Here is a 14,099-nt window from a genome sequence, read left to right as displayed (position 1 = left end):
ATATAGAAAGTATTTACAAACTACTTTTTTTCGGATGTTATATGCATCTCATCTATAAAATTTCTTAAAATTGTATTTCCTAAGAAGTGCATTTTAAATTGAAAACCACCGAAATAACAACATTTCTTTATTTTTGAAAATAGTTCTTGTCTGTCCATATCGGATAATAGTAACTCATTCTTCTGTACTAATGTGTCCATAATATTTAAAAATAGTTTTTCAGCTCTTTTATTAAAAATATGCTGTCGAATGACTATGAAGGTTATGCCAATACCGGTCCCTAAAGCATAGGGAAGTAAAATGATTTTAATAGTTTTTGTTAACCAATCATTTATTGCATCGGTTGGTATGTTAGATATGTTTGCAGATACCATTTTTTCATGTATATATACTGCAAAATCGTTTATGAAAATAAATATAATCAGTGTGCTAATAGTACAAAAAACATTAACAATGATAAATGCAAGATGTGTGCTTTTTAGTTTATACGGTGGTCGGACGAATACAATAATAATTTGAACCAATACGGAAATGACAATGGTACTCGTACCGATAAAGAAATTGCTTCTTAAGAAATTTATATTAACCTCGATTGATGTTACTGGTTCAAATAACTTAATGAATTCTTGAAGGATGGTCGAACTGAGAAATACGCTTATAATGGGTAAAACAGCAACAAATAAAAGTGTTGCTCTAATACTAGAGTACTTATAACTTAAAATATATACCGTCGAAGCTATCATAAGTGATATCAATATTATGAATATACAGTTATAGACTTTGATAAAAGAAGGATTTATTAAAGTTAGTTCATTGATCCATATATATATTCCCGTTAGTATAAATAAACATCCATATAGTATAGAAAGAAACTGTTTAATTATTATCGATTTAGCACTTAAATCGATAGTATCATCAAATATATTATAATGTTTTAGCTCTCTAATATTTTTCCATTGGCTAAGTAAATTGGCTAAGGCTCTAATGATCATATAGAAGAGGATTAAAGTGAAAATTAAAGATGATATGAATCCTAATATGTGCGGTAAAAATATAACTAAAATCATATTTAAAAAAACAAACATAGAAGCTAGTACGTAAAAATTTTGATACTGTTGTTTTTGTATATACAATTCAATTTTATTAAAGATAAATTGTATTGTATTAATAAGGATCTCATAAAAAATGGCGATTATTTTATGAGATTTCTTTTTCTGTTGCATTAGGTTTTCCTCTTTTCTTTATAATATATTTATCTTTATATATTAATAATAATAATAAAATTATATAGATAAATAAAGTGGTTTTTAGTGCGGAGTTATATATATAGGAAGAAAAGACCAACCTATTTTAAGGTATCTCCATAATTTGTTATTTCGCGCTAGTAACACTATCTAAAGCATCTCCACCACTCAACTTCGCATCAATCTTCGAAGACTCTGCCATACGCAATGAGTAATAAAGTTTATCGTGATACATTCAGCTATGTATAAATAGAATAATGACTCAATTCCAATACTCTTTATCCATAAAGAAACGAAAGCAGTTGTTCAGAAGAATACGGAAACTGTTAGGGCGGGTACGGGAAACCTATGCCTAATGCGAGAAGTTCAGGTGGGAAGTGTTCAATCATGCTTTATTTTTGTCTTTACTTCTATATAATATAAAAGAGATGAGAGTGTTAGGCTAATTACATTAAAAGGGCTAGATAGGGTTAGAACAAATCTAGCTTACTGATTAAAAGTATATTAGTTGTTAAAAGATATAAAAGGCATTTTTCAGTCTATAAAGTGTGGAAACATAAAGTATAGAGTTTCTGTGAGATTTAAGGAGGACATAATGAAAAAAAATATTTATGTTGTTGGAGCAGTTATAGTCCAAGATGAGAAAATTTTATGTGCACAAAGAGGACCATCTAAATCGCTACCGCTTATGTGGGAATTTCCAGGTGGGAAAATAGAAGAGGGAGAAACACCTCAAGAGGCGTTAAAGCGTGAAATTGATGAAGAAATGCATTGTAGCGTGCAGATTGGTGAGCAAATTGATTATACAGCCTATGAGTATGATTTTGGTATTGTTCATTTGAAGACTTTTTATTGTAAGCTTGTTGAAGGGAGTCCGGTTCTAACCGAGCACGTAGCAATTAAATGGTTATATCCGAATGAACTAGCAGCTTTAGAGTGGGCACCTGCGGATATCCCAACTATTGAGAAATTATCAAAAGAATCGATTGTAAAGTAATTTGATTAAAAACTATTCGTTTTATGCGGATAGTTTTTTTATTGTAATAAATTTGCACTTTAAATCAGTGAGTAATACAATTAGTATAAAAATTTGTCATAAATGGTGATCATATGGAGAATTTCATTCGAAAGTTAGAAGGGTCTTTATATAAAGGATTTATTAATCAAAAACATAATCATCCTGGAATATATAAGCCTAAATTATTAGTAAACAATACGAAGAAAAATGAAAATGTTTTAAGCTCATTGTTGGAAGAGCTTGAAAATAGTACAGCCTTTATTTTCTCAGTAGCTTTTATTACGGAAAGTGGACTGGCGACTTTAAAATCGCATTTCCTTGATCTTAAACAAAAAGGAGTTAAAGGACGTATATTAACATCTACATTCTTAAATTTTAATACACCAAAAGTGTTTAGAGAATTAATGAAACTTGAAAATGTAGAAGTAAGATTAACAAACTTATCTGGTTTTCATTCAAAGGGATACATATTTGATAACAAAACACATTGTTCATTAATAGTTGGTAGTTCAAATCTGACTGCACATGCTTTGAAGGTAAACTATGAATGGAACGTCAAGTTAACATCACATGAAGATGGAGAGATTGTTCAACATTTTAAAAATCAATTTGAAGAAGTCTGGGAGCATTCTCAAGTATTAACTGAAGAGTTGATTGCAAATTACGAAACAATATATGAACAAGTTGCAGAAAATAAGTTGCTAGATCGAGTTATAGAATTACCGGGTCAATATCATAATGCAATTGAAGAAGCGTTGAAAATTACTCCAAATAAAATGCAACAAGCTGCGTTACAAGAAATACAAGCTATTCGAGACGCTGGAAAAGAAAAAGGATTAGTTATCTCTGCAACAGGAACGGGTAAGACATATCTTTCAGCATTTGATGTTAGAAATTTTGCACCTAAACGGATGCTATTTATTGTTCACCGAGAGCAAATATTAAATAAAGCAAAATCAGATTTTCAAAAGGTTCTTGGTGGAGCCGATGAGGACTTTGGAGTTTTATCAGGATCAAATAAGCAAATAAATGCTAAATATTTATTTGCGACAATCCAGACTATTTCAAAGGAAGAAAATTTACATCAATTTGATCCTGGGTTATTTGATTATATTTTAATAGATGAAGTTCATAAAGCTGGTGCTAGTTCTTATCATAGAGTCATTGATTATTTTAAACCGAAATTTTTAATGGGAATGACCGCTACACCTGAACGTACAGACAATTTTAATATTTATGAGCTATTTGATTACAACATTGCTTATGAAATTCGATTGCAAGAAGCACTTGAAGAAGATATGCTTTGTCCTTTTCATTATTTTGGAGTTACTGATTTTGAATATAATGGTGAAAAGATAGATGACACTACTGTTTTATCTAAGCTTGTTACGGAAGAGCGAGTGGATCATATAGTTGAAAAAGTAAAATATTACGGTTTTTCTGGTGAAAAGGTAACAGGATTAATGTTTTGCAGTCGAAAAGATGAGGCTGAACAATTATCAAATGCTTTAAATAACAAAGGTTTTCGCACATTTGCATTAACCGGCGGTCATTCCCAACAGGAAAGAGAACTGCGTGTGAATCAATTAGAAAATGGCATACTCGATTATATTTTAACAGTAGACATTTTTAATGAAGGAATTGATATTCCAAGTGTGAACCAAGTTGTTATGTTAAGACAAACTCAATCAAGTATTATCTTTATACAGCAGCTAGGGCGTGGACTTAGAAAACACGATTCAAAAGATTTTGTTACGATCATTGATTTTATTGGAAACTATAAAAACAACTATTTAATTCCGATTGCCCTTTCCGGAGATAAATCACAAAATAAAGATAATATACGTAGATATACAAATGACACGAGTTATATTAAAGGTATTTCAACAGTTAACTTTGAAGAGATAGCGAAAAAGCAGATCTTTAGAGCGATTAACAATAGTAATTTAACAGCAATGAAAGTATTGAAGGAAGCTTTTGCTGAGTTGAAAAATAGAATAGGAAGAACTCCATATCTATATGACTTTATAGTAAACCATTCTATTGATCCAGTTGTACTTGCAGAAGGATATTCGAACTATTATCAGTTCTTATTGAAAATGAAAGAAGATGTCCCTACATTAACAGAGTACGAAAATAAAGTTTTAACGATGTTTTCATTGGAAGTATTGAATGGAAAACGTAAAAACGAAATTGTTTTATTAGAATTGTTACTAAAGCAAGAAAAAGTTGATAAAGATGAGTATATAAAACAACTTGAAAAATCTAATTGCTTAACAGATGATGACACGATTACTTCTGTACAACGAATTTTTGAATTAGAATTTTTCTTGCAAAACAGCCAAAAGAAATATGGAGAAAAGCCAATTCTCTCTTTACAGGACGATAAGACGTATATGTTTAATGATTCTATCCGAAAAAGCTTAGAACAAAATGAATACTTTAAGCGTTTGGTTATGGACATTATTAAAAGTGCAAGGGAAAAGAGCAAAAACTATGAGTGTGATAGTAACCTTACTGTATATAAAAAATACTCAAGAAAAGATGTTTGTAAACTTTTAAATTGGCATAATGATGAGAGCTCAACTATGTATGGTTATAAGACAAAGTACTATACTTGTCCAATATTTATCACATACCATAAAAATGATGAGGTAGAATCTAGTGTGGACTACGGTGATGAATTCCTTAATCAAGATGTTCTTAAATGGTATACAAGAAGTAATAGAACATTAAAATCGAAGGAAGTTCAAACAATTATTGATGCTAAAGAAAATAATATTGACGTCCATATTTTTGTGAAAAAAGATGACGACGAGGGAAGCGACTTTTACTATTTAGGAAAAGCGAGACCTGATAAAACAAGTGTAGAACAAACTGAAATGCAAGATAAAAATGGAAAAGAACTACCGGTTGTTACGATGAATATGATTATGGAGAAATCGGTGGATAATAAGCTTTATGGTTATTTAAAGGAAGGTAATGTTTTGTAGGTAGGTTGAATTTTTAATACCAGCATTACCCTAAAATGATTAAAGAGCAGTAGTAAATAAGGCTGTATCAAAATGGCATCGGAGGATGCTTGCTTTTGATATGGCCTTATTTACTAGAAAAAAGAGGACATGACGATGATTAGAGAGCATTATTAGTGAATTAGTACGATGTTTACAAATTCCAAACAGGAGTGCTTACTAAGCTGGTGGTTGTAGATCTTGCTCCTTTAGAAGTGTTGCACCTTTCGCATAATAATTGGAAATTTGAAGCGTCATTACTACCGTATACATCTAGCGGGATAATGTGGTCAAGATGTATAGTATTCTGTGTTCTTACTAAATTAGAAAGGTCACATCGACAAATAGCGCATGTCCCTTTATCTCTATAAAATACTGCTGATGTTAGCCATTTAGGAAAATATTGTCTTTTTATTCGTTTCTTTTTTGTTACACAGTCTGAATGTTTTTTCTCAATATCATCCATATATTTTTCGATAAACCTAGATAATTCTAAATGGAAATCATGTAAGAATTTTCTATCTTGGAAAATAAATTGGAATGCTGAATGTACTATTAAATCATCTATTTTATCCTGATTGTCATTAACATAGTCTATCCATTGATGGATAATATCGTTACAAGCACAATTAAAATGTCCATGGTCATCAATGCATAAATCAAAATCTGGTTCTGTAAGATTGGGGTGTAAGTTTACTTCGTGAAGTGTTCTTACTATGAAAGTATATACCCATTTCATATCATCGGCATTTTTCCAAATCATGTCCAATTCATTTTCAATATCTTGAAAAAAATACAAAAAATGATGTATTGCTGTCAATTTGGTGGGTTTGACAATACTATCTATAATTTCATCTTTAAAGACCCAAGCTGCCTCTGTGCCATAGTCCCAAAAATTTGAAACAGCTAATCCTGCTAAGCCGATTCCGGAACTAAGAGCTAAATGTTGGTCTTTAGGAGCCATATTTTTCACCTTCCTACAAATAATTATATATTCTATCATACGAACAAGTATTTAGTGTTTCTTAATCAATAATTAGAATTATTATTGAGAGTTTATGTGAATTACATTTAGTTTTTGTTAAAATAGTTATTTTATTTCGAATAAAAGGATATATCTGAATGATTGACGGTATATTTCCGAGGATATTCACAACAAAAGGGATTTCTAAACGTATTAATTTAGAAATCCCTTTTGTATGTATTAATAAGTTACTAATCATTAGTATCCTTATTAAGGGAAGGTAATTCTTCGAAGCGGTAACGGGAAGTTTCTACATATTCCGATAGGATTTCAGATGTAATCCAATTTCTTTTTGAATTTTCTGCAACTTCTCCGGTAACACAGCTTCCACCAAAAGGATCATAAATTACATCTCCCTCATCTGTAAGGAAATTAACAAAGAAAGAAGGTAGTTCTTTTGGGAATCGAGCAGGGTGAGGCTTCTTATCTAAAATTTTACATGCATTTAGATATTTGTCATTGGAACGAGTATTGGATATTTCTAATAAGTTATCGTTAAAATAATCGAATGCTTCTTCATAACCAATAAGGTTAGGTGGAATTGCTCCACCATTATCAGTTCCCCATTTTTTAGAAACGTGATGTCCTGATGGTCTAGGACCGTCATTATATCCATTAGTAAATAGCTTTTTCATACTTGCTTTGTATGGGGTTAGTACATTTCGATTATTAGCTTTTGGATTTTTCGTTTTAGATAGCCACCATACAGGATTTATAGAATCCTTAACACGTACTCGTTTTATGTTAACCCATTGAATAGGTGATGGGAGCTTGGAAGGATTATACCAATAAAATTCTTGAGCTAAATGAAATCCAATATCACTTGAACATAATTGCAGTAATAATTCAAAATGGTATAAAGATCGTGTAGGTTCCCCTTTATTCCAAGTACCTCCAATGTCGATAACAAGACTACCAGTGGGCTTTAAAATTCTCCAAAACTCTGAAGCGAAATTATCTATAAACCATTTTACATAATCACTAGACTCTTCATTGCCGTACTTTTTTTTTCGTAATAATGCAAATGGGGGAGAAGTCATGATTAAATCTACTGAATTGTCAGGAATATTCTCCATGAATTTTATAGAATCCGAACAATAAGCTTTTCCATATTCAGTGGTAAATACAGGCTCATTATTAGGGATATTAAACGGAAATCTTGTCATTGTATCTCAATCCTTATTTTTATTTTTCAGCTGATAAGATTATAACATACTTTTTTTAATACTTCCTTTTAAACTGTTATCCGGAATAATTTTCTATTTTAAGGAGAGATTACTTTTTTTAGTAAATCAATTCATTTACAATGATATTAAGATAACTTCAATAAGATGGGGGATTTTCTATTGAGTGGTTTAACAGATGCACAGAAAAAGAGAGCATATAAAGAAATTATGCCGGTACCAATAAATGTTTATGAACATGCGACGAGGGAGATTTTAGGAGATTTCTTAAGCTTATCTAGTTTGGACTTGGGGAGAGGTATGTTAAATCATCAAAAATATTGTTTATTTGAATCATTAAATTCGTTTGAATCCACTACCCAAACAGAAAAAGTTGAACCTTCAGATATTGATAATATCATCTTAACAACATCGTTGAAAGCGTTCTTTTTATCTAAAGTAGAAGCAAATAAAGGGGACATTCTGTATTCTATTCCTTCATTTTCTTATGGTTTTCCTCTTTTACTTTCTTACCATTTAATATTACAACATGTAGTTGGCAGTCTAGCTCCAGAAGTAGGAGTTAGATTTACTGAGAATTCTGGGATACTCATTTTAACAGATAACATTGAATTATTATCCCATATTTGGAGAACTTCAATCGATAATACCTTTTTACGTGATTATATAAAGATATATACAGTTGAAGCGGAAAGATTTAAACCTTTCACTTTTAATGATAATAAAGGAAAAAAGAAGAAGGATGGAATTAATAAGGATGATGGGACATTGCCATGGCTAGCAATTTTCAGGGCGTATAGGCATTCTCTACCAGAAGGTTTAGAAATGAACCCTGATGTTATTGTAATTGATTTATTACCGTTCCGACACAGAAGTAGGGCGATGAAACTAGTAAAATGGGCAAAAAAACATGCTAAACATGTAATCGTAATCGCCCCTACTGGTGATGAAATCTCATTAAATATTGCAGCGAAAGTGGAAAATTGTGTCCCAGTAGATATGTATACAATTGAGAAATTTAATAGCTTATTTAATCTAGATTTGAATTTGATTCCCAATCCAGTTACAGCGGTTTGGAGTTTACAGTCTTCCGTGCCGTATCTTAAAGAATGGAAACGTGAAATAACAATCCAACAAATAAAAGGCTTACGTTCATTACATCAAAGCTTCAGTAAAGCATTAGATATTTTGGGTAAAAGTTATACCGGCTCAGGTGAACAAGTACTTAGTTTTAAAAAAGTACAGAATATACTTTTGAAAATGCTATCAATACCAATTCCTATAGATTGGTATGAAAGAACAAGGTGGTCGCAAGGTAAGCCTACAATTAAAGAGATATTATTAACAGTTTCTAAAATTCAGGGTGATAGCTATGAAGAAAAACTTATTTACGATACTCTGATGCCACATCTGTTAAAAGATGTTATTGAAATTTATGATATTTTAATGGGAATGGGAGATAGTCCTAGAGGGAAAATAGTTAAGGAACTTATAAATACGCATATTAATAGTAAGGGTAATATCTTAATAATAGTGTCAGATAAGATTGTTGCTGAAGAGCTTAAAGTATGGCTTAGAGCTACATTGAACTTTAGTTTAAAAGATTTAATGAAAGTTAATGTGATGACACAGGAAAACTGGGCAAAAAAACAGTTGAAAGAAATATATTTAGATGGATCAAACGAACCAGATCTTGTGATTTTGGTTAATCCGTGGGCCAAAAAATATATGAGCTCATCTTATTTTTCTAGAAAAACAGAAATACATATTATTGAGGGATTCAAGGAATTACCACTTATAAAATACCAGATTAATAAAATGATAAGTAATTTATATCCACAACGGTTGGATACCACATTTCGTAATCTTTTTGGGGCTAATATAGAAGTCTTTGCTCAAGAGGACACGGTACCGCCAGTGAAAATTAATTTGAATGAGCATGTAATTAACTTTGTAGATAATAATAGTGCCATATCTGATATAGCTAATAAAACGGAAATTGATGATTTATTTAAAGATAATGTTCTAATTAAAATTTTAGCAGAAGAAAATGATTTCGATGAATTTGAAGGCGAGTGGGGACTAAATACAAATGTTATCGATGAATCATCTTTTGGTCATGAACTTGTTGGTAATTCTTCGGACACCTATTTCACATGTGTTAGGCTGACAGTATCAAGTGGTTTAAATGAGGATAAGAATAATGAAAAATATGTATTTATCCCCAACGATTGTACAGTGAAAGTTAAAAAATTCAATGAGTCTGATGTTAAAACTATTAACCCCTTAGAGATAAAGCCTGGTGATATATGGGTGAGGGTAAAAAAACAGCAGAGAAAAGAGCTTTTTAATACTATTCTTAGTATGTCATCTAATGCGTTAATTATGAAATGGATAGAAGCGAATGCAAGTGAATGGAAAGATATGTTAAACTTATTGTGGCGTAAATATCATCATAATAGTAGATATAAATCTGAATCCTATGAAAAAATTTTGAATGCTATTAATAATAATGGTGGGAAAATCGTATCTCCAATAACAATTTCAAACTGGATTAATGGGGACGTTTCTCTTGTCCGAGATTATGCAAATGTAAGAGCTGTGGCAAGGATATTAGAAGAGAAGCAATATGAAGATAGGGTTCGGTCAATTTATAAAGCAATGAAGGAACTTTGGGGGATTCATATTAAATTAGGAAAGTCCTTAGGGAAAATTGTTGCGGAGCAAGCTGCAGGTTTAGTAGAAGGATATGAGCTAGATGAATCAAGATGGATAGACTTAGGTAAAGGTATGCGTATTTCAATGAAAGACATTCTGGATGTTATAGAGTTTTCTGAGATTAAATATTTGGATGCGAATCAGGATTATCTAGTTCATCCAAGCATAGTAGAAAAAATTATTTCAGATGAAACCCATAATTTGTTTATTGAAAGGGGAATAGTTAAATATGTGGAAACGACAGAGTATCAGTAAACAGCAAAATACTAATAATGAAATAAAATTTGTTGAACATATGGAGCAAGTCTTGAAAGACGGTCTACGGGGGAATAAAGAAAAAATCGTAATTGGAGAAGAACCTATTCGACGTTTTTTCTCAGGTGTTCTGTTTCCAGATATTGAATTTATAAACCAATTAACTGAAGAGAACGAGGAGAATGACCCGCAGCCTCAGTTTAAGAGCTTAACAAAAAATTGTAATATGGGGCTAGAATTTCTAATAGATCCAAATAACGTAAATGTGAAAGGAACAATTTCGGGGAAATTTAATTTATATCCAAGATTTTTCCCTGCTTTCTCAGAACAAAAAGAGTCATTTGAATATTTGGCTAATAATGAATATACTACTGAATTATTAGGAGAAACAGTAGTGGGGATAACTGAGGGGAAAATAGAAGGTAATACAACTAAATATATTGATGATAAAAAGACAGATGAACAAAATAAAGGACTTAAATTGTTGGAGAAATATGAACAAATACAAGTTCACTTTAATGATTTGCCTTTTGAAATAGATGTTAATGAATTAAATCAACAGGATATCCCACTACAGGGTATTTTAAAAGAAAAAATAATGCATCTTTTGGATAGAGAAGATTTATTTTCCGTGTATTCTAATGTTATAGAAAAAACAGGTGTTGTACCAATTATTAAGAAACCCGAAACAGAAGAAGAGTTTAAAGATATGCTGCGAGAAATAAGGGAACCAAACGCTAATATAGCTGATTGGGACGCAAAGCTAGTCATTGATCCAGTTTATTATAAAAATAAAGAAGGAAAGAACTTATTAAAAATTAGCATAAGCTTAATCAATGATACGAAAGTTCCTGATATAAAAATGGGCGAAAAGCCAACAGGCCATTCAACGCAGTTTTTTGATTGTTATTTTGAAGTCAAAGTTCAACAGGGGAGCCATATACCATTTTATTTTGATGGAGCTAGCGATGATTATAAATATGATAGAAGCTATAATGTCAAAGGTATTAATTGTGTAGGGGCGTATGAGGATACTGATAGTGAATTAATTTTATCAACAGAAACCATCCCGTCTTATTTTCAAGAACACTATAGAACTAGGGAGGATCTGTCAGTTGCCTTTGGAGATCTTACAACACCGGAATTGGTAAATAAAACGCTCTCAAGCGTAGTGTTAGAAATGAAGGGGTATTTACGCAAGTGGAAAACTTTCATTGACTATAAAGGTGATGGAGATAAACAACTAATAAATGAAGAGGAAGTTATTAGTTGTATCAAAGATATGAAGGAATTCGAGGCGGAAATTGAGTCATTTGAATTAGGGATATATGTATTAAATATGGATTCAAGGTTAATGACCGCATTTAATATAATGAATAAAGTGTTTGCGGAATCTGGAAAAGGTAAGTATACTTCTTGGCGGTTATTCCAAATAATATTCATTATAAGAATTTTACCAAGCTTATACGCTCGTGAAATGGCTGAAACTGATAGTAAAAAAGAAGAAATTACTCAATCTGCAAAATATGCAGACGTATTATGGTTTCCAACTGGTGGAGGTAAAACGGAAGCTTACCTGGGCTTAGTGGTTACAGCACTATTCTATGATCGGTTAAGGGGAAAAAAACGAGGATGTAGTTCATGGATTAGATTCCCTCTTCGGATGCTATCCAAGAACCAATTAGATCGCCTTGCTAAGATGTTAATATATGCAGAGGAATATAGACAAAAAAGTGATGAAATTCCAGAAAAGGGAAAACCATTCTCAATAGGTTTCTTTGCAGGGGGAGGTAATACCGATAACTTTGTAAAAGACCGTATGAGAAAGAAATATTTCGAAAATGAAATAAGTAAAAAAAAGAAGATGTTATTACATAAGTGCCCTAGATGTAACGAAAATCTTACACTTGAATTTAACGAGTCTTTATGGAGATTTGAACATTGTTGTACTAATAGCGATTGTTTTGTTGTAAAGAGTAAAGAATTAAACGGTGTTGTACCGATATATATTACTGATTCAGAAGTATATAGATTTGTTCCAAGTGTATTGTGTGGAACTGTTGATAAGTTGGCTATTATGGGAAGATATAGGGAGTTTTCGCATATTTTTGGACAAATTGGTGGAGTATGCCCTAAACATGGCTTTTATTCTGATAGATGTATTGTTGGAGCCTACGATGAATATCAATCTTGTAGCGAAAAAGTAAAAAATACGGCCAAGCATAAGAGAGATGTATTGACTATAAAAAATAGTTTTTATGATCCAGTCCCATCTTTGTTCATTCAAGATGAACTTCACTTATTAAAAGAAGAATTAGGGGCTTTAAATGGTCATTATGAGGGAGCATTAAATGAATTTTCTCGTTCATTTGGGAGAAAGCCTGAGCACTTACCTAAAATTATTGCTGCCACTGCTACAATTGAATCATATGAACATCATATTAATCATTTGTATTTACGTGCGCCTAGAAAGTATCCATCTATGGGATTTAAGAAAGGTGAATCTTTTTATGCTACAAGTACGCCAAATGTTAAAAGACGTTTATATCTAGGGATCTTGCCGCATTCACGTTCTCAAGAGGAAATAATAGGAAGAGCGGTTTATTTATATCAAAAAGAAATTAAAGATTTATATTATAAATCTAGTTATATCTTTAAACAATTTGGATTTGAGGGAATTGAGTGTGAAGAGGACTTTTTGGATTTGCTATCAAGGTATGACTTGTCTACTGTGTATGTAAACCAAAAAACTATGGGATCGGACATAGCAAGGCGTATGGAAGAAATTACAGGTCCAGAATTCGGTATACAAACTGAAATGCTGACTGGTGAAAATGATATGGATAAAATTATTGATGTCATTGATAAAATTGAGTCACAGGGTAGTGGGGTAGAGTATAAGGATAAATTGCAGTTGTTAATTGCTACAAGTCTAATTAGCCATGGAGTGGATTTGGAAAGAATAAACAACTTTTTCATGGCAGGTATGCCTTCAAAACAAGCTGAGTATATCCAAGCATCAAGCCGTTCTGCTAGATCGCATGCAGGATTAGTATTAGTGAGCTTCAGGGCGAATGACTTACGTGAAAGGTCTCAGTATCAATTTTTTATTCAAAATCACATTTTTATGGATCGTTTGGTGGATCCTGTTCCGATTAATCGTTTATCTTTAAAGGCGATTGAAAGAACTTTACCAGGATTGTTATCAAGTCTGTTACTTAACGTACATTCTCAAAAACAAAATAATACTATCTATAGTTGTGGTTTATTTCAGGAGTATGTTGCGGCTAGAGTTACAAGTGGGGACTCAGTTAGCCAGGAAATTATTGAGCAGTTGGAGAGAATATTTGGTGCAGGATATGAGTATTTTTCACTAACAGCTAGGGAAAGAGTCAAAGAAGCAATTGAACGAATATATAAGGAAAAAGAACATCTTTTAAATATAAGTTCAAAAACGTTGAACCTTAAGGATGAACAGGCATTAAATCCTATCACAAGTTTTCGAGACATAGAAGAGGGCATTACAATACAGTCGTGCAGAGAAACAGATGTTGTTCTAAGGTATGCACTCCTTCATAGCGAAAGGAATGGTAAGTAATTATGGTTAAGAAATTGAAAAGAGGTAGAAGTCAAGTTCTATTCCGT

At 31.8% G+C, this 14,099-nt stretch carries 7 protein-coding genes and 1 pseudogene; 4 read left to right on the top strand and 4 right to left on the bottom strand.

The annotated features are described in order from the left end of the window. Window positions 1-20: 20 nt before the first annotated feature. Entirely contained in the window at window positions 21-1,223 is a 1,203-nt protein-coding gene (locus B9A45_RS25510; RefSeq protein WP_084065355.1) for a hypothetical protein, read from the bottom strand. Between the two features lie 148 nt (window positions 1,224-1,371). Then, window positions 1,372-1,627: pseudogene (locus B9A45_RS32920) on the bottom strand (alpha-ketoglutarate transporter); the annotation flags it as partial. Window positions 1,628-1,839: 212 nt separating this feature from the next. Here B9A45_RS32920 and B9A45_RS25500 point away from each other — a divergent pair. Both B9A45_RS25500 and B9A45_RS25495 read left to right on the top strand, forming a co-directional pair. Next, window positions 1,840-2,241 (top strand): (deoxy)nucleoside triphosphate pyrophosphohydrolase, encoded by a 402-nt coding sequence (locus tag B9A45_RS25500; RefSeq protein ID WP_000739608.1) that lies wholly within the window; start codon window positions 1,840-1,842, stop codon window positions 2,239-2,241. A 113-nt stretch (window positions 2,242-2,354) separates the two neighbouring features. Then, entirely contained in the window at window positions 2,355-5,255 is a 2,901-nt protein-coding gene (locus tag B9A45_RS25495; protein ID WP_084065352.1) for a DUF3427 domain-containing protein, read from the top strand. A 172-nt stretch (window positions 5,256-5,427) separates the two neighbouring features. Here the strand turns inward: B9A45_RS25495 and B9A45_RS25490 are convergent, their stop codons facing one another. Continuing rightward, window positions 5,428-6,237: an HNH endonuclease gene (locus tag B9A45_RS25490; RefSeq protein ID WP_084065349.1), complete on the bottom strand. Its 810-nt coding sequence runs from the start codon at window positions 6,235-6,237 to the stop codon at window positions 5,428-5,430. Between the two features lie 251 nt (window positions 6,238-6,488). After that, window positions 6,489-7,463, bottom strand: coding sequence for a DNA-methyltransferase (locus B9A45_RS25485; RefSeq protein WP_084065346.1), 975 nt, complete (start codon window positions 7,461-7,463; stop codon window positions 6,489-6,491). 180 nt (window positions 7,464-7,643) lie between these two features. On the opposite strand from B9A45_RS25485, the gene B9A45_RS25480 reads away from it, so the two are divergent. Together B9A45_RS25480 and B9A45_RS25475 are read left to right on the top strand one after the other, a co-directional pair. Next, on the top strand, window positions 7,644-10,454 hold the full coding sequence (locus tag B9A45_RS25480) for a DrmE family protein (RefSeq protein WP_084065343.1): 2,811 nt from the start codon (window positions 7,644-7,646) through the stop codon (window positions 10,452-10,454). Then, entirely contained in the window at window positions 10,429-14,052 is a 3,624-nt protein-coding gene (locus B9A45_RS25475) for a helicase-related protein (protein ID WP_084065340.1), read from the top strand. The genes B9A45_RS25480 and B9A45_RS25475 overlap by 26 nt, the downstream gene beginning before the upstream one ends. Window positions 14,053-14,099 lie beyond the last annotated feature (47 nt).

Origin of the sequence: Bacillus sp. JKS001846 (assembly GCF_900176455.1) — a bacterium.
Lineage (GTDB): Bacteria > Bacillota > Bacilli > Bacillales > Bacillaceae_G > Bacillus_A > Bacillus_A cereus.
Note: the sequence above shows the minus strand (reverse complement) of the source record. Positions and strands in the feature narration are given on the sequence as shown.

What these genes read in the sequence shown, in the direction of transcription:
- B9A45_RS25510 (WP_084065355.1), bottom strand. Translation starts at nt 1,223, where the DNA reads ATGCAACAGAAAAAGAAATCTCATAAAATAATCGCCATTTTTTATGAG.
- B9A45_RS25500 (WP_000739608.1), top strand. Translation starts at nt 1,840, where the DNA reads ATGAAAAAAAATATTTATGTTGTTGGAGCAGTTATAGTCCAAGATGAG.
- B9A45_RS25495 (WP_084065352.1), top strand. Translation starts at nt 2,355, where the DNA reads ATGGAGAATTTCATTCGAAAGTTAGAAGGGTCTTTATATAAAGGATTT.
- B9A45_RS25490 (WP_084065349.1), bottom strand. Translation starts at nt 6,237, where the DNA reads ATGGCTCCTAAAGACCAACATTTAGCTCTTAGTTCCGGAATCGGCTTA.
- B9A45_RS25485 (WP_084065346.1), bottom strand. Translation starts at nt 7,463, where the DNA reads ATGACAAGATTTCCGTTTAATATCCCTAATAATGAGCCTGTATTTACC.
- B9A45_RS25475 (WP_084065340.1), top strand. Translation starts at nt 10,429, where the DNA reads ATGTGGAAACGACAGAGTATCAGTAAACAGCAAAATACTAATAATGAA.